This window comes from Thiocapsa bogorovii, from assembly GCF_021228795.1.
Lineage (GTDB): Bacteria > Pseudomonadota > Gammaproteobacteria > Chromatiales > Chromatiaceae > Thiocapsa > Thiocapsa bogorovii.
Map to the genome: position 1 here is coordinate 2,063,901 of NZ_CP089309.1, position 20,164 is coordinate 2,084,064.

Sequence of the window (20,164 nt, forward strand, 5' to 3'; positions counted from 1 at the left end):
TGGCTCGCAGCGGTTCCTGTATAAGCTGCCGCCGGCGGCACCGGGAGCCAGAACGGGAGATTGGGGCGTCGGTGCTACGCCGGCGGTGCCGGGAGTCGGGAGTCGGTGCGGTTCGCTCTCGCTCACCGCACCCTACGCCGGCGCCGGGAGCCGGAACGGGATATCGTGGCCCCGAGCCCGGCCGGCGCCCGACGACGCGACGCCCCAAGGATCCCGAGGAGGCCATGCACGCGATGATGCCGGACCTGCACGACCTGGAGATTCTGCTGCGCTCGGACACCCCGATCGTGCTCATCGAGTCGATCGAGGAGCCGCGTGTCGTCGAGCTCTTCGCTGGACTTGCCGTGCGTCTTGCCGAGCCGGCCTTTCGCTGGTCGGTGACCGAGGGGCTGCGGCGCATCGAGCTCGATACCGAGCCGCAAAGTCGCCTCGCCGATCCGACCGAAGTGCTTCGCAACATCCGCTCGACACGGCAACGCGGCATCTATTTGCTGCTCGACTTCCATCCCTATCTCGACAATCCGCTGCACGTACGCCTCCTGAAGGAGATCGCTCAAGGCTACGCGGACCTGCCGCGCACCCTGGTCCTGCTCAGTCATGCGCTCGAGGTTCCGCCCGAGCTGCATCATCTGAGCGTACAGTTCGGCCTGCGCCTGCCCGACCGCCAGCGCATCATGGGCCTGATTCGGGAGGAGGCGAAGCGCTGGCAGGACTGCGCGAACGGGCGCAGCTTCAAGACCAGCCGCGACGCGGTGGATCAGCTCGCCCGCAACCTGCTCGGGGTCACCGAATCCGACGCGCGCCGCCTGATCCGCAACGCCATTCGTCACGACGGCGCCATCACCCGCGAGGACGTCGAAGCGGTCAAACGCGCCAAATACGACCTGCTCGGTCCCGAGGGCGCCATCGGCTTCGAGTACGACACGCGATCCTTCGCCGAGGTCGCCGGTCTGGGCAATCTCAAGGCCTGGATCGATCGGCGCCGCGATGCCTTCCTGGATCCGGACCGCAAAGGGGATCACCCGCGCGGGGTCTTGCTCCTGGGGGTGCAGGGCGGCGGCAAGAGCCTAGCCGCGAAGGCGGTCGCCGGGCGTTTCGGCGTGCCGCTGCTGCGCCTGGACTTCGGTGCGCTCTACGACAAATACATCGGCGAGACCGAGAAGAACCTCCGCAAGGCGCTGGCGACGGCCGATGTCATGTCGCCCTGTGTCCTGTGGATCGACGAGATCGAGAAAGGCGTCGCGACGGGTGCCGAAGACGACGGGGTCGGACGACGCGTGCTCGGCACCCTGCTGACCTGGATGGCCGAGCGCAACAGCCGCGTCTTCCTCGCGGCGACCGCGAACGACATCTCCAGACTCCCGCCCGAGCTTATCCGCAAGGGACGGATCGACGAGCTCTTCTTCGTGGATCTCCCCGGCGCAACCGTGCGGCGCGAAATCTTCGCGATCCACCTGCTTAAGCGGCGGATCGATCCCGAACGCTTCGACCTCCCGCGACTCGCCGAGGCGAGCGAGGGCTTCACCGGCGCCGGCATCGAGCAAGCCATTGTCTCAGCGCTGTACGCCGACGAGACCGCCGGAGATGGACTGACCACGGCTGGTCTGCTCGGCGAGATCGCAAGCACCCAACCCTTGTCTGTCGTCATGCGCGGACAGCTTCAAGCGCTGCGTGCCTGGGCATCCGGCCGAACGGTGCAGGCGCACGCACCCGACGAGCAAGACGACCCAGGCGCCATCGTGCTCGATGACACCGCCGAGATCCCATCCGCCGGGATGGAGGCCACTCGCAACACGGCCGGCGGTAAGCCGCCGGAGCAGCCCGGATAAGCCCGCTCACCTGACCGCGACCCGTGCAATGACCTTCGCCAGCCCATACCTCCCCTCACAACACGAGGTTCACGAGTTCGTGTCGGCCAAACCTTCGAGGCGCTGCGATGGAATACAAGGATTACTATAAGACGTTGGGCGTGGCGCGAGACGCCACCCAAGCCGAGATCAAGCGGGCCTACCGAAAGCTCGCGCGTAAATTCCATCCCGACGTCAGCAAGGAAGCCGACGCCGAGGCCAGATTCAAAGAGATCAACGAGGCCAACGAGGTCCTGCACGACCCGGAGAAGCGCGCCGCCTACGACGCGCTCGGCAGCAGCTGGCACGCCGGCCAGGATTTTCGCCCGCCCCCGGGAGGTGTCCATCACGACTTCCATTTCGGCCCCGACGAGGCGGCCGAGTTCAGCGACTTCTTTTCCAGCATCTTCGGACGCGAGTTTCACGCGGGGTCCCAGAGTCAACGGCGCCGCCGCGGTCAAGATCAGACCGCGCGCATCGCGATCGACCTCGAAGACGCCTACCGCGGCGCGACACGTCAGCTGCGTCTCGACATCCCCGAGATCGGCGCAGACGGGCGCGTCACCTCCCGTACGCGCACACTGAATGTCCGCATCCCGCCCGGTGTCACGCAGGGTCGCCAGATCCGTCTGGCCGGTCAAGGCGGACCGGGGATCAATGGTGGTCATGCCGGCGATCTCTATCTGGAGATCGAGATCAATCCGCACCCTTTCTTTACCACGGACGGCAAGGACATCCATCTGCGACTGCCCATCGCGCCCTGGGAGGCCGCACTCGGCGCGTCCGTTTCGGTCCCGACACTCGGCGGAACAGTGAACCTTAAGGTCCCTCCGGGATCTCAGTCCGGGCAACGCCTGCGCTTGAAGGGTCGGGGGCTGCCCGGCGAGCCGGCCGGGGACGAGCTGGTCATGCTCGAGATCGTCACCCCGCCCGCAACAACCGATATGGCCAAGGCGGCCTATCGCGAGATGGCCGAGCGTCTACACTTCAACCCAAGGGCCGAGATGGGAGTCTGACCCATGACGCAGACCGAGACACGCATTGAAGGGATCGTGCTCGACGAGGGGCTGACGGTCACACTCACCGAGCTGACCCAGCTGTGCGGCTCCAGCGGCCGAGTGGTGAGACTGATGGTGACGGAAGGGCTTCTGCGGCCCAAGGGTCGAGCCCCCGACGATTGGCGATTCGACGGCTTGGAGGTGCGTCGCGCACGCCGCGCCGTGCGCCTGCAGCGCGACCTCGACCTCAATCTCGCCGGTACGGCACTCGCGCTCGATTTGCTCGACGAGCTCGAACAGCTGCGCGAGCGGCTTCGCGCGCTCGAGCACCAACTCGGGCAAAGACGCACCCGCGAGCTCGGTTAAACCGCGCCCCGCGCGGTATGCGTCATGTGTTGGATTGCCTTGGCTGCGCCAGCTTCGACGACTGTCGAAGCTGGCGCGGTTTAACCCATGAACCGCATGGAAAGGTCGACCGCGGCGACGTCCTTCGTCAGCGCACCGACCGAGATGCGATCGACACCGGTCTCGGCGATCGCCCGGATGGTTGCGAGCGTGACGCCTCCCGATGCCTCCAAGCGAGCGCGACCCCCGCTCATGGCGACCGCAAGACGCAGATCTCCGAGCGCGAAGTTATCGAGCAGGATCGACTCCGCCCCGCCATCCAAAGCCGTTTGCAGATCGTCGAGACTCTCGACCTCGATCTGAATCTCCACGCCGGCACCGGCCGCGGCGCTCGCGGCCTTAAGGGCCGCCGGGATCGAGCCCGCCGCGAGAATGTGGTTCTCCTTGATCAGGATCGCGTCGAACAGACCCATGCGCTGGTTGTGGCAGCCGCCGCAGAGGACTGCATATTTCTGCTGCACGCGCAAGCCGGGTAGGGTCTTGCGCGTATCCAAGACCTGGACGGGCAGACCGGCGACCGCGGCCGCAAATCCAGCCGCGCGGGTCGCCGTCCCGGAGAGGGTCTGAAGGTAGTTCATTGCCGTACGCTCGCCGGTCAGCAGACCGGCCGACGGACCATCGATCAGGGCGAGGCGCTGACCGGGGCTGACGCGATCGCCGTCGGCAACCTCCCAGCGGACGGCAATATCGGGGTCAAGCAGCCGAAACGCGGCATCGAACCAGGCGCACCCGCAGACGACCGCAGGCTCGCGCGTGATCAACTCCGCCCGGGAGCGTTGAGCGCGCGGCAACAAAGCAGCCGTGAGATCCCCGGAGCCGACGTCCTCTTCGAGAGCCGCTCGGACTTGGGTCTCGACGAGACACAGGTCCGGATGCCGCAGCGGCCGAGCCGCCGTGGGCGAGGGAGCCGTCTCCTGCTTTGAATCAGTCATCGAAGGAGGCCTCTCGTAGATTCGTCAACATCGCCTGCAACGCCTGATCGGCCAGCGGCGTCTCGCCGTTTCCCAAAACCGCGACCCGCCCGGCCCCGATCGCCTCGGCGAGCCCGCGTGCGGAAAAACGCGTCGGGCACCGCCCCTGTCGGTCGAAGAACAACAACTCGTCGCGTTCGGCGTTCCACGCGGCCAACTTAAGACGGACATGCCCGACGTCCTCGCGAGCCCAATCGATCCAATCGCCGATCGCGCATCCGCAGGGGACCGGGATCGGGACCAAGTGGCCGGTCTCGACACCGGAGCCTCCGAGCACGGCAACGCGCGCCGAGCCCTGGAGCACGTCCAGATGCAGGGTCTGCAGCTCCCCGAGCCACCGCGCCGTCAAACGGGGATCGCAGCCCGCCTCGGCGAGCTGCCTGCGCAAGGTCTCGAGCAGGCGCGGGATCCGCTGGAGTAACTGACGGCGCTCCTCGGCGGTGCGCTTGGCGCTCACGCTCCAGAGCAGTCGATCGATCAACTCGAGAGCGGCTTGCCAATCCGCGCTATCCGTGCCCCGGGAGTGATGGATCGCGAGCAGAACCAGAGACCAGCCCTCGCGCAGGAGGACCTCGACCGCACCCGGGATCTGGGTATACGGCGCCAGGCGATCGGCGACGGCAGCCGCGACCCGCTCTTGCGCAGAGTCGGCATCGACGGACAGGTCGGTTCGATCGGCATCGAGGATCGGAACGCCCGCGCTGCGAAGAGCGATCGAGATCCCGTCGCGTGACTCCCCCGCATGGGGGTCGCCGGCCACACCGTAGGCTCGGGCATCCTCTCGCGCAAGAAAGGCTCCGAAATAGCGATTCATCCGGACAAACACCTTGGTATCACCGTCGAAGTCCAGCACCAACCGCTCGATCACCCGCTCGATCATCCCGTAGAGGCTGTCCGGGCCGCGCCCGTCGGATTCGCTCCAACCGATCGCAGCCCTGCCGATATTGTTGATCAATACCCGCGCGGGATGTGTATCCTTCGAAAAAAAATCCTTGTCCAACAGTGCCATCTTCGCGACCGGGATCTGCATCCTCCCGATCAAGATCTTGATCGGGTCTGGAATGGCGCCGCCGGCCAACAGATGCTCGAAGAAGAGAAACACCAGATCGAGCGCATCTTCGTCCCGCTCCGCCAAGGCATATCGCGGGCGATCCTCGCCCGCGAGGGCCGCGGACAGCTGTGCACGCAGGAACGTCTCCGGCGCCGGACACCCGATCGCCGGGGCGGAAGCAACATCCAAATTGTCCAACAAGGCCAGAAGCTCCGCCGTTGCGACCTGCACCTGACCCGAGTCGGTACGCGAGGCGCCGCTCGGTCGCTGGCGTGCGAGCAAGGCCCGCAGCGCATCGAACGGCATCGAGAGCGTGTCCGGCGACTGGCGCGGCCGATCTCGCGGGCCCGGAATGCCCTGCATCGGCCTGGGTGTCGATGTCGGACGCGGTCTCGAAACAGGGACGGCGATCGCGGACGAAGCGGGCTCGAGTTGCCTCAGACAACTGCGGTAGAAGTCGTCTAGCTGGTCCATGACATGCCGATCGAACAGCTTGTAGACGACCAGCTTGACGGACGGCTCGAACGGGGGTAGCGCGGCCAAAGTGTCGTGAAACGCATGGCACAGGGCGGAGGGACCGAACGGATTCTCCGCGAGACCGACCTCTCCCCAGCCCATCAGGGCGGCAAAACGCCGATCGAACTCCATCAAATCGCTGCGATAGCGGGATTCCGCCTTCGAGACCAGGTTCTCGGTGGCCAGCATCTCCTCGAGCTCGGATTCCGCGAGCAAGGCTAGATCGCCGAACCCCGACTCGGCGCCAGCGCCTTCGCCATGCGCAGGCCTGAACTCGGCCCCGCGATCTCGACCGATCAGATTCCCTGCTCCTTGCTCGACGCGCCGCAGGAAATCACTCTGAAGACGTCGGCGCTGTTTGACGAGGATCTCGCGAGCATCGAAATAGACCCGATAGCTCAAATCGTTGGTCGACTTGTCGGCGAGGTCGTGCAATGCGTCGTCGAGCCTCGCAAACAGTGCACGCCAGAGCGACGGCAGGCGCTCGCCGAGCAGACGCGCACAATCGGCCACAACACGCTCGCGCGCGGTCAAAGCATCGCCGCCGGGACCGGATGCGGGCTGGATTCGCGGGGACTTGATCAAGTGAATCTCGACGCCGATTGCCGGTCATGTCACCATCATGACCCGAGGCACGGGCGGCCGGTAAACCTCGAGGAACCGATGGAATATGTTGCGACGATGGTAAGCAATGAAGGGTTCGGTGTCACCTTGCATCGACGGATTCAAGGCCGACGGATCCTGCAATCCCAAGACCGATGCGACCCTCGACGCCCCGTGGTACCGGTCGACCTCGCGGTGCCCGCAGCGCGTTACGCTCGCGCAGCAGCGATCCGGGCAGCCGCGTTCATCCGGACAGCCGTGCAGAAGCCCGAGTGAACGCCGACGACACGATGGACGGCGGTGCGGGCATCGACGGAGAGGGATGGCTCTCCGGAGCGGAGCGGCGGCCCTCGCCGAGCCAGGACCACCGCCCACCGGGGACGAACATCGATCTGCTGGTCATCCACAACATCAGCCTGCCGCCGGGCGACTTTTCGGGCGATTGGATCGACGATCTCTTTCTCGATCGACTCGATCCCGCCGCGCATCCCTATTTCCAGGCGATCGCCGGTCTGCGCGTCTCGGCGCATCTGTTGATCCGGCGCAGCGGTCGGCTCCTGCAGTACGTCCCTTTCGAGCAACGCGCCTGGCACGCAGGCGTCTCGCGGTTCGCAGGGCGAGAGCGCTGCAACGATTTTTCGATCGGGATCGAGCTGGAGGGGACCGACGAGATCCCGTTCACCGAGGCACAGTACGCGCGCCTTGCCGAGTGCACAAGGCGAATCCTCCGCCGCTACCCCGCGATCACCGAGGACCGGATCGCCGGACACGCCGAGATCGCCCCGGGTCGCAAGACGGACCCGGGGCCGGCGTTCGATTGGAATCGCTATCGAAGATCGATTCGCGGAGAAGGCCGAGGGATCGCGCCCGAGCTGCCGCTCGACTAACCGGCCTGCGGCAAGGCAAAGCGCCCCTGCTCGATGTCCGAAGCCCGGGGATAGGCGTCGGTCCAGCGCAGCAACTCGAGGCGACCGTCGTGTTGCTCCACGATGGCGGTGCAGCTCTCCACCCAGTCACCGCAGTTGCAGTAGGCGACACCGGCGATCTCGCGCAATTCCGGGTGGTGGATATGTCCGCAGATCATGCCGTCGACGCGACGGCGCTCCGCCTCGCCCGCGACCGCCGCCTCGAAATTGCCGATATAGCTCACGGCATTCTTGACCTTGTGCTTGAGATACCCGGCTAGCGACCAGTAATCCAGGCCGAGCCCACGGCGCATCCGGCTGACGAGTCCGTTCAGCATCAGCAAACCGTCGTAAGCGCGCGAGCCGATCATGGCGAGCCACCGACCGTTCTGGACCACGGCGTCAAACGCATCCCCGTGCATCACCAGGAAGCGACGACCATCGGCAGTGGTATGAATCACCTCTTCACGGACGGCCACGTTGCCGAAATCGGCACCGAGATGCGTGCGGAACAGCTCGTCGTGGTTGCCCGGTGTGTAGATGACCTCCGTCCCACGCTTGGCCTTATCGAGCACCTCGCGGACCACCTGATTGTGGGCCTCGGGCCAATAGACACCGTTCTTCATCGCCCAGATGTCGACGATGTCACCCACCAAGTACAGCTGCTTGCACTCGGTCGACTGCAGGAAATCGAGCACGAGAGCCGCTTGGCACCCTCGAAAGCCCAGGTGGACATCGGAGATAAAAATACTCCGATATTTCAACGGATTCATTCGCCTGATGTCGGTCATCGTATCGCCGGCCTCGAGCCATCAACGTCGCGACATGATCTCCGCGCGCGATTGCCGGGATATTGACGAACCGTGAAGATGCGATGAAATCTCGGGGCACCGCGCAACGCCGACTCACTCGGGGCGATCCACCCAGGCGTGCCGGCCCGAGCCACCGATCGCCCCGGACAGCACCGGGCAATCCCCTCGTGAAGCAGTGCAGAGATTCCGAGACCCTCGGAGATCACTTTCGTTGTCGTTGTTGTAATCGGCCATCGATACGACTAGGTCTACGACCACGACAACGACAACGAACGGTCTCGACACATCCGCCGTGGTGCTCCACTCCGTGGAGGGGAGCGAGACTCAGTCCGCGGACCAATGCGGGGTGGCGATGCCGTCGCCGAGGTCGGCGGCGACGAGTAGACGCCGGATCTCGAGCAGACGCTCGATGAGCGCCGGCTCGCACGCCTCGTAGGCGGCACGGTCCGGAACGCGCTTCACCACAACGCCGAGCAGCTCTGTGATGGCGTTGCCGATCGAGTTCTGACTAATCGTAAGCATCAGGCGGCCGGAGTCGTGCCGAAAGATGAGCTGTTTGAAGGCCGGCTCCCAGCGGATCGAGTTGGCGTAGGCGGGGTCGCCGAGACAGCGCTCGCGAACGCGTTTCGCTGTCTGCATGAAGGCGTTGTCGAAGAGCAGGACCGATTCGATCTGATCCGGGAAGTAGACGTCCGGCAGGATCTCGGCGTTGCGGCTCGACACCTGCGAGAAGAAGGTGCGGTAGAAGTCGAGAAAGCCACGGAGGATCTCGTCGTACTCCGCCCAAAAGGCGATGTCGCCGAGGGCCGCGACCCCGCCCTGGATCTCCCAGCAGGGCAGACCCTCGGGATAACCGGTGAGGGCGAGGCGCGACTCGTCGGTATGCACCGTTTTCAGGATGCGCAGGTCCAGCGCCTCGTCGAAGAAACGGCGATAGACATCCCGCATGTGCGCCTGAAAGAGGCTGTGCTGGCCCCCGTCGGTCAGGTTGGGATGGCTCGGATCGGCCAGCGGAGCCGAGCGCAGCTGCTCCATCGGGAAGACGATGAAATGGTTGTGCAGCATACGGATGCTGGGCACGCCCGGCGAAGTCAACGGCCAGGTCGCATCCAGACTCGCCTCGCCGGCCATCACCAGGGCATCCGCGGGATCCGGATAGCGGCGGAGCATCTCCTCGATGATGATCCGATTCATCCGGTTCCAGACGCGCTTCACGGACGGCGAGACCTGGGTCCGGCGGACCGGACGGCCGAGCGGATTGAGGATGCGCTTGGAGGTATCGTAGATGATCGAGCAATCCAGCTCGGTAGAATGCCCCAGCGCCTTGCGGTAGAGCAGAAGATCCTCTTGGTTGCGCAGCAGGCCGTTGTTCTGCACCAGATCCCGAAGGTTCTCGGCGCTGTTGAAGAACTCGTTCGGCGTCAGACCCGCCGGGACATCCAACGGGATGGGCCGAAAAGGGGTGACAATCTCGCGCGGACCCGATGACATCGCTCAACCTTGTTCGTGGTCTTCTGTGCGCCGATCGCGGAGTCGTTCGGCGTAGTCGAGACGCAATTTACAGCGCTCCCAATCGCCTCCGACGCATTCCGCCCGCCGACAATCGAACTCGCAGCACGAGACCTCGTCCGGTACACGAGGAGCCAGCCGCTTCGACAACGACGACCCGAGACGGCGCAGTAGGCCCGGTTTTTTCTTGTTGGACGTCTCGCTCATTTCGCCCCTCCGCAGATCGATCTGGTGTTGCCCGTCACAGCGTCCTCGAGGGTGCGAGCAGTCAACCGGATCCATCCGTTCAGGGTCGGTCCGTCAAGACGGCTTATATCCTAGCAGTTTCCGGACCCGAGTAGAGCACATCACCGAGACCTATCGGCTTGATTCCGACCCGCTCGCACCGGCGGATCCGAACCGTTCGGCCCCGACCGGGCTCAATGCCTCTCGCGCCGATGGCGCGATCGACTTTTACGCAGTCGCAACAGGGTCCACACCGGCCCCGAAACCGCATAGGTCGTCGCCATCAAAAAGAGCATCAGCGGCGGGTTGATGAAGATGACGCCAAAGCCCAGCATGACGGCGACGGCCAGGAGAAAGGGCACGCGGCCCTGGAAGTTGAGCTGCTTGAAGCTGATGTAGCGGAAGTTGCTGACCATCAACAGACCCGCGCCCGCGGTGAGGAAGGCCGCAATCCAGGCGACATCGGCCCCGGCGATCCCCGTATCCGCGCCGATCCAGACCCCGCTCGCGATGATGGCCGCGGCCGCTGGACTGGCGAGCCCCTGGAAGTAACGCTTGTCGGCGATCCGCACCTGCGTGTTGAAACGTGCCAGACGCAACGCCGCGGCGGCGGTAAAAACAAAGGCGGCAAGCCAGCCGACCTTGCCGAGCCCGCCCAAGGCCCAGTGATAGGCAACCAACGCCGGGGCCACACCGAAGGCCACCATGTCCGAGAGGCTGTCGTACTCGGCACCGAAATCGCTTTGGGTTTGAGTGATACGGGCCACGCGCCCGTCGATCCCGTCGAGCGCCTGAGCCGCAAAGATCGCCAGCGCAGCCGCCTCGAAGCGATCCTGCGTGGCCGCGAGAACCGCATAGAATCCCGCAAAGAGTGCTGCGGTCGTGAAGAGATTGGGCAGCAGATAGATTCCGCGTGGTCGCTTTCGGGTGGCTGGCACGTTGTCCATTGGATCGATCTCGTTGGCGGGCGTCTGGTCGGGTCGCGAGTATAGCCGCCAGCGGGGTGGCACCGAAAGGAAGCGCCGCGACACCGAACGCACCGAAAGTGCGCGAAAAGAAGATCCTCGTCCGGCTATCCATTGGTCATCGACTTGTGGCATGGTTCGGTCGCATCGGCGTCGGCGACTCGATCGCACGGCAATCATGGCCCATTGAATTCGGAGGGGAGATGAGTCTGCAGCAAGCCAAGCCGCCATTGCCTAGTGACGACAAGCGTTGGAAGCTCGTCAACGCGACCATGCGCCGCAACGGCTATGCCGGCCATGCCCTGATCGAGACCCTGCACAGCGTGCAGGACGCCTTCGGGTTTCTCGACGAAGGCTCGCTGCGATTCGTCGCGTCATCGCTCGACCTGCCGCTGAGCAAAGTCTATGGTGTCGCGACCTTCTATCACCTCTTCGCGCTGAAGCCGAAAGGCCGTCACGCCTGCGTCGTCTGCACGGGGACCGCCTGCTACATCAAAGGGGCCGGAGGTCTCGTCGAGCGTCTGCAGGAGCGCTACGACATCAATCCCGGTGAAACGACTGAAGACGACCGGCTGTCGCTGCTGACGGCACGCTGCGTCGGCGCCTGCGGTCTAGCCCCGGCGATCGTGATCGACGGCGATGTGCTCGGCAAGCTCGACAGCGAATCACTCATTGCCAAGCTCGAGGAGCTGACCTGATGAACCTCGACGATCTGACCGACCTGGCCGAGAAATACCGGGAAGCCGAAGCCGGCGTGGATCGCGAGGTGCGTGTCTGCCTCGCGGCCAGCTGTCAGTCATCCGGTGCCGTCCCCGTCTTCGATGCACTGGTCGCCGAGCTCGGCGACACCAAACCCTCCTGCAAGGTCAAAGGGGTCGGGTGTATGGGCCTATGTTCGGCCGGGCCGCTGGTCGCTGTCGCCGATCGCGAGGCGGACCTCCAAGGCTCCGTGCTCTATCGCGACGTGACCGCGGACGACGCCGAGGACATCGTCGCCAGCATCGATGGCCCGCCTGTGGAGCGCTTACGTTGTCCGACCAATCAGCCCTTCTTCGCGCGTCAGCAGAAGATCGTGCTCGAAAATGCCGGCATCATCGATCCCGACAGTTTCAAGGGCTATGTCGCCGTCGGCGGATACTCCGCGCTGATCCGGGCCTTAAGCGAGATGACCCCCGCCGATGTCTTGCGCGAAGTGACCGACAGCGGTCTGCGCGGACGCGGCGGCGGCGGCTATCCGACCGGCTTGAAATGGTCGACCGTCGCGAAGATGCCGGCGACCCAGAAATACGTCATCTGCAACGCGGACGAGGGCGACCCGGGCGCCTTCATGGACCGGGCGATCCTGGAGTCAGACCCGCATCGTGTCCTTGAGGGCATGGCGATCGCCGCCTACGCGATCGGGGCCAACAAGGCCTATGTCTATGTCCGCGCCGAGTACCCGCTCGCGGTCGAGCGACTTCAGACGGCCATTCGCAAAGCCAAGCGCTCGGGGCTTTTGGGCAACAAGATCGGCGATACCCAATTCAGCCTGGAGGTAGAGATCCGCCTCGGCGCCGGGGCCTTCGTCTGCGGCGAAGAAACCGCACTCATGGCCTCCATCGAAGGACTACGTGGACAACCGCGCCCGCGTCCGCCGTACCCCGCCGAGGCGGGACTCTGGGGCTACCCCACGCTCATCAACAACGTCGAGACCTTCGCCAACATCGCCCCGATCGTGCGCGAGGGGGGCGATTGGTTCGCCTCGATCGGCACCGAACGATCGAAAGGGACCAAGGTGTTTGCGCTGGCCGGAACCATCACGAACACCGGCCTCATCGAGGTCCCGATGGGCACCTCTCTGCGCGACATCATCGAGGTCATCGGCGGGGGCATCCCAGGCGGCAAGGCTTTCAAGGCCGTGCAGACCGGCGGCCCCTCGGGCGGTTGTATCCCGGCGCAGCACCTCGACATCGCCGTGGACTACGACAGCCTCAAAACGCTCGGCACCATGATGGGCTCAGGCGGCATGATCGTCATGGACGAGACCTCCAGCATGGTCGACGTCGCACGCTATTTCATGGAATTCTGCATGACCGAATCGTGCGGAAAGTGCATCCCCTGCCGCACCGGGACGCAACAGATGCACAGCATCCTCGACCGGCTGGCCAAGTCGCAGGCCACACGGGCCGAGCTCACACTGCTGGAAGAGCTCTGCGAAGTGGTGCAGGCAACCAGCCTCTGCGGACTGGGCCAGACGGCGCCCAATCCCGTGCTGAGTACCATGCGCTATTTCCGCGACGAATACGAAGCGAAGCTCGGCGAGGTTTAGCGCGAAGCAGACCGTCGCGATCACGACGGCGCGACGTGCGAAAGAGAACAAAGGATGTCGAGCCGTCAAACCCCGGCGCCGGGGCCAGGGGATCCACCGAGAGCGAACACCTGCAGCGACGCACTCTGCGTTGCGTCCTGAGCACCTTTGCGGTCCAAAATGTACGAACGAGGTTGACGGAGCCGATATGCCCCTACCCGCCAAGCAACCGAATGTCCGGGTCGTCACGCTCAACATCGACGGCCGGGATCTCTCCGCCCGCGAGGATGAGACCATCATCGAGGTCTGTCGCGAGAATCAGATCCCGATCCCGAGCCTCTGTTATCTCGAAGGTCTCTCGGTCTGGGGCGCCTGCCGGCTCTGTCTCGTGGAGCTGTCCGGTCAGGGGCGCTTGTTGGCCGCCTGCTCGACGCGCGTCACCGAGGGGATGCAGATCCAGACCAACACCGAGAAGCTCCAACGCTATCGCCGTACCATCGTCGAGCTGCTCTTCGCCGAGCGCAACCATGTCTGCTCGGTCTGTGTCTCCAACGGACACTGCGAGCTGCAGCATATGGCTCAGAAGTGCGGGGTCGACCATGTCCGCGTGCCCTATCGTCAGGCGAGCTACCCGGTGGACAGCTCGCACGAGATGTTTCGGCTCGATCACGACCGCTGCATCCTCTGCACCCGGTGCGTGCGTGTCTGCGACGAGATCGAGGGTGCACACACCTGGGACGTCATGGGCCGCGGCAGCGACTGTCGCGTTATCACCGACATGGCGCAACCCTGGGGCGAAAGCGACACCTGCACCAGCTGCGGCAAATGTGTGCAGGTCTGCCCGACCGGCGCATTGGTCAAACAGGGCACTTCGGTCGGCGAAATGGTCAAAGATCAACACTTCCTGCCGATTCTCGCCCGCCGGAGACACTCCCAATGAGCACACCGCCCAAGATTACGGTCGCGACCACCTGGCTCGACGGCTGCTCGGGCTGTCACATGTCCTTCCTGGACATGGACGAGCGCCTGATCGAGCTGGTCCAGCAGGTCGACATCGTTTATAGCCCATTGGTCGACACCAAGACCCTGCCCGACCACGTCGATGTGGGCATCCTGGAAGGCTCGATCAGCTCGGAAGATGACCTGGAAAAAGCGCACGCGTTTCGCAAGCACTGCAAGATCCTGGTCAGCCTGGGCGACTGCGCCGTCAACGGAAACGTCCCCGCCATGCGCAACCATTTCAAGCTCGCCGATGTCGTCGATCGCGCTTACCGCGACACCGTCACGTTCCAGCCGCAAACGCCGACCCAAGGGGTGCCGGCTTTGCTGGCCGTCGTCAAACCCATCCACGGCGTCGTCGGGGTCGATGTCTTCGTACCCGGGTGCCCGCCGAGCGCCGACGCAATCTGGTACGTGCTGAGCGAGCTCATCGCAGGGCGCATACCGGAACCCAGCGCGGTCACGCGTTTCGGGGCCTGAAGCCATGACCAAGCACCCTGCCGGACACCAAGCACCACAGGATCCCGACGCGGGCGTGATCGTCGCGCTGCTCAAGCGTCTGCGCACGCAGCGCCTGCCGCGCCTGCTCGACATCAAGGCCAAGGTCGAGCGGGGGGCGCGGCTCGACAGCTTCGATATCGCGTTCCTGACCGAGGTCTTCACCGATGCCACGGCCATGCAGTCCAAGTGGGCGCAGCACCCGGAGCTCGACGAGATCGTCGCCAAGATGGTCCATCTCTACCACGAGATCACCGAGCGCGCCTTGAACAACGAAAGCGACGACTCGGACGCCACACCCAATCCCAACCCTCAGGGGCCGCATCCATGAGCCGCACCGTTACCATCGAACCCGTCACCCGCATCGAGGGCCATGCCCGCATCACCCTGCAGCTCGGAGACGCCGGGGAGGTCGAAGACGCCAAGTTCCATCTCACCCAGTTTCGCGGCTTCGAGAAGTTCTGCGAGGGCCGGCCCTATCGGGAGATGCCCGCGCTGACCGCGCGAACCTGCGGCATCTGCCCGGTCAGCCATGTGCTGGCCTCCAACAAGGCGTGCGATCACCTGCTCTCGGTCAGCATCCCGCCGACCGGCGAAAAGTTGCGCCGCATCATCAACCTCGCGCAGCTCACCCAGTCGCACGCCTTATCGTTTTTTCATCTCTCCTCGCCGGACCTTTTGCTCGGTTGGGACTCGGATCCCGTCTCGCGGAACATCTTCGGCGTCATGCGCCAAGACCCGGCGCTGGCTAAGGACGGCATCCGTCTGCGCCAGATCGGCCAGACCATCATCGAGACCTTGGGCGGAAAGAAGATCCACCCTACCTGGGTCGTCCCCGGCGGGGTTAGCGAACCGTTGACGCAGGAGAAGCGCGACGCGATGCTCAAGCTGATCCCCGAGGGGCTGGAGATCGCCAAGCGCACCTACGCCTTCTTCAAGACGCTTGTGCCCAAGTTCAAGGACGAAGCAAACCACTTCGGCAGTCAGCCGACCATGTTCCTCAGCCTGGTGAGCCCCAAGGGCCACCTGGAACATTACGACGGCTTCCTGCGACTCAAGGATGCCCAAGGCCGCATCCTCGAAGACATGGTGCCGCCGCACGAATACGAGCGTCTGATCGGTGAGGCCGTCGAGGACTTCAGCTACATGAAGTTCCCCTACTACAAGCCGCACGGCTATCCCAATGGCATCTATCGGGTCGGACCCCTTGCACGTCTGAACAACGTCGATGCATGCGGAACACCTTATGCCGACGTGGCGCTCGCCGAATTCCACATGCTTCAAGAGTCCGGCCCGATCGCCAGCAGCTTCCACTATCACTATGCCCGACTGGTCGAGATCATCTACGCCCTCGAGATGATGGAACGTCTGCTCAAGGATCCGACCATCCTCGATGCACGCGTGCGAGCCCGCGCGCGGAGCAATCGCTACGAAGGGATCGGGGTCGCCGAGGCCCCGCGCGGGATCTTGATGCATCACTACCGCATCGACGACGAGGGCCTGATCACCTGGGTCAACCTCATCATCGCGACCGGGCACAACAACCTCGCCATGAACCAGAGCATCCGCCAGGTCGCCGACGCCTATGTCGACGGCAACAATCTCCAGGAGGGAATGCTCAATCGCGTCGAAGCGGTCATTCGCTGCTTCGACCCCTGCCTGTCTTGCGCCTCGCATGCCTTCGGCGAGATGCCGCTCGCCATCGAGCTCAAGGATGCGACGGGCCGCGTCGTCGACACACTCAGGCGCGGCTGAATGGATCAGGCATTGAAGGGCCGGAAGGTCTTGATCATCGGCTACGGCAGCCCGATCCGCGGAGACGATGCAATCGGACCACTGGTCGCGGATCGGTTGCAGGCCGAGGGCATGCCGGAAGGCGTGGAGGTGGTCTCGCGCCACATCCTCACCGCCGAGCTGGTCGCCGACTTGGTGGAGCACGACCGCGTCATCTTTCTCGATGCCGCAGTCGACGGAACGCCGGGCGAGGTCCGCTGCCGATCACTTGCCCCCGACGCCAGCGCCATGTCGACCATGGCGCATTTCCTCGATCCTCGCGAGCTCCTCGCCTGGTGCGAGACACTCTACGACAAGGTCCCCGAGACCTTCCTCGTCTCGGCGTGCGGAAGCGCGTTCGACTATTCCAACTACGTGCTGACACCGACCGCCGAAGCGGCGATCGAGCCCATGCTGGATTGGGTGCGGCGGCTGATCGACACGAACGCACCCACCTCGACGGATCAGGTTCAGGCCACATCGTCACGCGAAACAGGTACGCAGGCCCCGCTTCAGGCCCGATAGGCGGGCCTCGCCCGAAGTCACGGGTCGACGTCGATCGACAGCGGCGTCGACCCGTCGCCCATCCGCCACTTCACCTCGACTCCAGCGCGGCTTGACTCGGGCCCATCGATGAAGCTTGCAAAACGTGTACGGTTCAGGCCAAACTGGACTTCCGATGTTCCAATGATGCGGCGTGATCCTGTCGGGGTCGGCAGCCCCTAGCAGAGGCATCGATCAACAACCCCGATGGAGACGGGCGATGCGAGCGGCGATCCTCGTCGGATTGATGCTGGTCTACAGGTCGGTCCAGGCGGCCGAGATCTACGGATGCACGGATCCGGAGGGCGCGGTGACCTTCTCTCAGACGCGCTGTGCAGTCGATGCGAGGCGCGTCGATCTGTCCGATCGCCCACGAACCGATCGTTCCATGCCCGATCGCGATTCCTCTCCCGAGACCCGGAACGCACATGTCGCCACACCCGAGCCCGCGCCGATCGACGGAAGTCGACCGGTAGCCGAACACACGCATCGACGCGAGGAGCGCGAAAAGCGCGCGCGGATGCGCATGATGGCCATCGAGGCCGACCGATGGGGACGCGAGGCATGGCGAGACGGGATCCCGGACGAGAAGACCTTTAGCAGCAGCACGCAACAGCGTCGCTGAGGATGCATCGGCAACGTCGGTCGAGGTCACCACTGCGGACGTTCGGGCCGCCAACGATGGCGCCGTCACAGATCAAACCGCGGCGGGAGCGATAGGCTCGGTTTCGAGCGAGTCCAACGGTGAGTAAACCCCCACTCCTCGGCCGTGACGCGGTTTGAAATTCCGTATTCGTGAATTCGAAAGCGGTTCGGCTCCGGCACGCGTGGTCTCAGCCGTCGCCGATCCGATACAATCACGGCACACACCGCTCCGGACGCGGTTTAGTCGTCAGCGTTTGCCGACGGTTTCACGGTCGTCAAGCCGAGCTGCTCCCACATCTGCATCCCGCCGCGATACCACTTGATCCGATTCGCAGGGTAGCCGAGCGCCAGCAAGGCGCGGATATTGGTCGGGGACTGCCCGCACCAAGGTCCGTTGCAGTAGAAGACCAAGGTCTTGGCGGCGCTGAAATTCCAGAGCGCATTCAAACGAATCGCACCGAGCTCGAATTCCAACAGATCTGCGATCGCCTCGGGCTGCGCGTGCGCCGGATCCAATCGCGTGTAGGGGAGGTGGATTGCACCGGGGATCATCCCCTGAGACACCCAAGGTTCGGTGCGTGAATCGATCACCAGGATCGGCTCGCCCCGGGAGGCGCGCTCGAGATAGGCGATCAGCTCGAGCTCGCCGATCGTCTCCACACCGGGGGACAACTGCATCGACTGGATGCAGTAGGGAGGACAGTCACGGGCGGTCTGGTCGTAGGGCGCGACGATGGTGTGATCCGGCTCCTGATGACGCATCAGGAGAACCGGTTTCCCCGCGTGCTCGACCTCGACATACGGCAGGGTTTCGGTGAGCTTGACCCGAAGATCGTCCAAATCGAAGAGCCCCTCCTCCGGGTTGGCCGCACCGGCGCCGGTCGCATGAGCGGCGAGAGAAACGAGCGCAGCCCTCAGGTAGGCCGGCAGGGTGAATCTCATCGACATCTTTCTAGACCTCCTCCGAACCGCATCGGCGGCAAGGGTTGTTCATTGAGCCCGGCCACATCCGCACGGCATGGGCGTTTCTCGAGCCGAAACTGGATCAGTTGCGCTCGAACAGGGCACGGAACAAGGCTTGGTTTCCATCGTGAAGGTACTGATCGAAGACCTCGGCGAAGGCCGCGCGGGCCTGCTCTTGACGCCCCAAAAGCTGACCGACGAGCGCACCCATTGCGAGCAGCGTCTCGGTATCGGCCTGACCCTCGGCCTGCATCTGTTTGGCCCAGTCGAGCAAGTGCTCGGCCTGTACCGCCAAGTCCTGAACCAAACCGAGATGATCGAGCAGCGTCTTCAGAAGCTTGATCAATCGGGTCATCTTGCCGCGCGGATAGAGACTCTGGAAAAGTTCCATCAGGTATCGGAGCTTCTTACAGCTCTTACGCAGCTCATGCAGCTCAGCGGCCGGGGAATCCGGGCGAATGGCGAGACCCTCGCGTCGCACGCGTTTTCCCATGCGCCGGATGCGCTCGTCTGCAAGCGCCTTGACCGGACGCGCAGCCTTGGGTTCGGCCGGATGCTCGGCGATCGGCGCATCGAGGAAGGTCCGCCACTCCTGAATCAAATCAATGAAGGCAGGGGAGCTCAGGGCGACGGCAAGGCGTTCCTGCTCCTCGCTTCGGCGGGCACAGAGGAACGCGTGGAACGCGCCGAGACAGGGACGCAAGCGAACCGGAAGGGCCTCGCGATAGCGTTCGAAGTCCAGAAGATAGACATCCAGATCGCGGACAGGCCCGGTGATCTGCTGCAGCCATGTAAACTTCACCTTGTAATGCTTGACGACATCAGCCGGAAACACGCCCTTCGCCTGCCCTAGGGCCGACCGCGTGCGACGCGTGGCAACACGCAGATCATGCAGAAACTCGGTGTCAAGATGCGCCCGCGCACCTTCCAGATTCGCGATCAGGGTCCCGAACAGACTCTTCAGGAGCGCCTTGAGTGCCTCGTCCGACCTCTGCTCGGGATCGAGGCGATCCTGGATCTTGGACGAATAGTCGCCGGGGGATCGACCGCAAGCCGACAACGCCTCCGTGAGAATCGGTGTCTCGGCGGACTCCAGCCCGAGTCGCTCGGCCAACAGATCGGCCACTTCCTGCGCGACCTGCTCGTGGTAGGACTCCGCGACGAGGTGGATACGCGACGCTAGCGGTCCGCAGGTCGCGCCGCTCGGAGTGCGCGCGCTCAGCGCCTCGATCTCGACGCGCAGCAAGGTTTCGGCGTCGTCGTTGACGAGCCGGAAAACGGTCACGTGACTCTGGACCTCGACAAGCGGGAGCAACCGTCGGATCCCGCAAACCTGCAGGATACGCTCTCGCACCGGCCCGAGCGGAAGATCCGAGGCGAAACCGGGCTCGTCGGAAAGGGTCTGAGAAAGTGGCGGAGACACGCCATCGAGGTCACTTCTGATCAGACGCCGTATCGAGCGCTGCGTGCGGCATTCCAGCGCGCCGCCGTCGTGAAAGATCGCCCAGTCGAAGGTGTCGTAAAACACCCGCGTTGTTGTCTCCGGGGACGCGAGGATCGGACGATAGAGTCCCGTCAGCAGATCCGAGACCTGTCGGAACGGCGTGCCGTCGGGAACCCGAAGCTCCGTTGTCGATTTCCTCATGGGA

19 protein-coding genes are annotated in these 20,164 nt (G+C 64.3%); 12 read left to right on the plus strand and 7 right to left on the minus strand.

Going from position 1 to position 20,164, the window contains the following annotated elements:
• The first annotated feature begins 224 nt into the window (after positions 1 to 224).
• From LT988_RS09375 to LT988_RS09385, 3 genes are all read left to right on the plus strand, one after another.
• A complete protein-coding gene (locus tag LT988_RS09375; protein WP_408648062.1) occupies positions 225 to 1,829 on the plus strand; it encodes an AAA family ATPase in 1,605 nt (534 codons plus the stop codon).
• 107 nt (positions 1,830 to 1,936) lie between these two features.
• Positions 1,937 to 2,863, plus strand: a complete 927-nt coding sequence (locus LT988_RS09380; RefSeq protein WP_232409891.1) for a DnaJ C-terminal domain-containing protein — start codon at positions 1,937 to 1,939, stop codon at positions 2,861 to 2,863.
• A gap of 3 nt (positions 2,864 to 2,866) precedes the next feature.
• Positions 2,867 to 3,211 carry a chaperone modulator CbpM gene (locus tag LT988_RS09385; protein ID WP_232409892.1) on the plus strand — a complete coding sequence of 115 codons (345 nt, stop codon included), beginning with the start codon at positions 2,867 to 2,869 and terminating at the stop codon, positions 3,209 to 3,211.
• Between the two features lie 80 nt (positions 3,212 to 3,291).
• Here LT988_RS09385 and nadC read toward each other — a convergent pair whose 3' ends face one another.
• Together nadC and LT988_RS09395 are read right to left on the minus strand one after the other, a co-directional pair.
• A complete protein-coding gene (gene nadC / locus LT988_RS09390) occupies positions 3,292 to 4,182 on the minus strand; it encodes a carboxylating nicotinate-nucleotide diphosphorylase (RefSeq protein ID WP_232409893.1) in 891 nt (296 codons plus the stop codon).
• A complete protein-coding gene (locus LT988_RS09395) occupies positions 4,175 to 6,373 on the minus strand; it encodes a DUF1631 family protein (RefSeq protein WP_232409894.1) in 2,199 nt (732 codons plus the stop codon). The genes nadC and LT988_RS09395 overlap by 8 nt, the downstream gene beginning before the upstream one ends.
• Positions 6,374 to 6,681: 308 nt before the next feature.
• On the opposite strand from LT988_RS09395, the gene ampD reads away from it, so the two are divergent.
• On the plus strand, positions 6,682 to 7,278 hold the full coding sequence (gene ampD / locus LT988_RS09400) for a 1,6-anhydro-N-acetylmuramyl-L-alanine amidase AmpD (protein ID WP_232410555.1): 597 nt from the start codon (positions 6,682 to 6,684) through the stop codon (positions 7,276 to 7,278).
• Here the strand turns inward: ampD and LT988_RS09405 are convergent.
• The 3 genes from LT988_RS09405 to pssA all read right to left on the minus strand — a co-directional run bounded on the left by LT988_RS09405 (position 7,275) and on the right by pssA (position 10,789).
• Positions 7,275 to 8,087, minus strand: coding sequence for a UDP-2,3-diacylglucosamine diphosphatase (locus LT988_RS09405; protein ID WP_232409895.1), 813 nt, complete (start codon positions 8,085 to 8,087; stop codon positions 7,275 to 7,277). The genes ampD and LT988_RS09405 overlap by 4 nt on opposite strands.
• 345 nt (positions 8,088 to 8,432) lie before the next feature.
• Positions 8,433 to 9,599, minus strand: a complete 1,167-nt coding sequence (locus LT988_RS09410) for a hypothetical protein (protein WP_232409896.1) — start codon at positions 9,597 to 9,599, stop codon at positions 8,433 to 8,435.
• Positions 9,600 to 10,036: 437 nt separating this feature from the next.
• Entirely contained in the window at positions 10,037 to 10,789 is a 753-nt protein-coding gene (pssA, locus tag LT988_RS09415) for a CDP-diacylglycerol--serine O-phosphatidyltransferase (protein ID WP_232409897.1), read from the minus strand.
• A gap of 221 nt (positions 10,790 to 11,010) precedes the next feature.
• On the opposite strand from pssA, the gene hoxE reads away from it, so the two are divergent.
• The 8 genes from hoxE (at position 11,011) to LT988_RS09455 (ending at position 17,532) form a co-directional block, all read left to right on the plus strand.
• Positions 11,011 to 11,505 (plus strand): bidirectional hydrogenase complex protein HoxE, encoded by a 495-nt coding sequence (gene hoxE, locus LT988_RS09420; RefSeq protein ID WP_232409898.1) that lies wholly within the window; start codon positions 11,011 to 11,013, stop codon positions 11,503 to 11,505.
• Positions 11,505 to 13,115 carry an NADH-quinone oxidoreductase subunit NuoF gene (nuoF, locus tag LT988_RS09425; protein WP_232409899.1) on the plus strand — a complete coding sequence of 537 codons (1,611 nt, stop codon included), beginning with the start codon at positions 11,505 to 11,507 and terminating at the stop codon, positions 13,113 to 13,115. The genes hoxE and nuoF overlap by 1 nt, the downstream gene beginning before the upstream one ends.
• 187 nt (positions 13,116 to 13,302) lie before the next feature.
• Complete coding sequence (gene hoxU, locus LT988_RS09430) at positions 13,303 to 14,034, plus strand: bidirectional hydrogenase complex protein HoxU (RefSeq protein WP_232409900.1); 732 nt, start codon at positions 13,303 to 13,305, stop codon at positions 14,032 to 14,034.
• Positions 14,031 to 14,573, plus strand: coding sequence for an NADH-quinone oxidoreductase subunit B family protein (locus LT988_RS09435; protein ID WP_232409901.1), 543 nt, complete (start codon positions 14,031 to 14,033; stop codon positions 14,571 to 14,573). Before hoxU ends, LT988_RS09435 begins: the two co-directional genes overlap by 4 nt.
• A gap of 4 nt (positions 14,574 to 14,577) precedes the next feature.
• Entirely contained in the window at positions 14,578 to 14,922 is a 345-nt protein-coding gene (locus LT988_RS09440) for a hypothetical protein (protein ID WP_232409902.1), read from the plus strand.
• A complete protein-coding gene (locus LT988_RS09445) occupies positions 14,919 to 16,346 on the plus strand; it encodes a Ni/Fe hydrogenase subunit alpha (protein WP_232409903.1) in 1,428 nt (475 codons plus the stop codon). Before LT988_RS09440 ends, LT988_RS09445 begins: the two co-directional genes overlap by 4 nt.
• Positions 16,347 to 16,889, plus strand: coding sequence for a hydrogenase maturation protease (locus LT988_RS09450; protein WP_232409904.1), 543 nt, complete (start codon positions 16,347 to 16,349; stop codon positions 16,887 to 16,889). It begins immediately after the preceding gene.
• 238 nt (positions 16,890 to 17,127) lie between these two features.
• Positions 17,128 to 17,532, plus strand: a complete 405-nt coding sequence (locus tag LT988_RS09455; RefSeq protein ID WP_232409905.1) for a DUF4124 domain-containing protein — start codon at positions 17,128 to 17,130, stop codon at positions 17,530 to 17,532.
• Between the two features lie 260 nt (positions 17,533 to 17,792).
• Here LT988_RS09455 and LT988_RS09460 read toward each other — a convergent pair whose 3' ends face one another.
• On the minus strand, positions 17,793 to 18,500 hold the full coding sequence (locus tag LT988_RS09460) for a rhodanese-like domain-containing protein (protein WP_232409906.1): 708 nt from the start codon (positions 18,498 to 18,500) through the stop codon (positions 17,793 to 17,795).
• A gap of 97 nt (positions 18,501 to 18,597) precedes the next feature.
• On the minus strand, positions 18,598 to 20,160 hold the full coding sequence (locus tag LT988_RS09465; protein WP_232409907.1) for a CHAD domain-containing protein: 1,563 nt from the start codon (positions 20,158 to 20,160) through the stop codon (positions 18,598 to 18,600).
• Between the last annotated feature and the right edge of the window lie 4 nt (positions 20,161 to 20,164).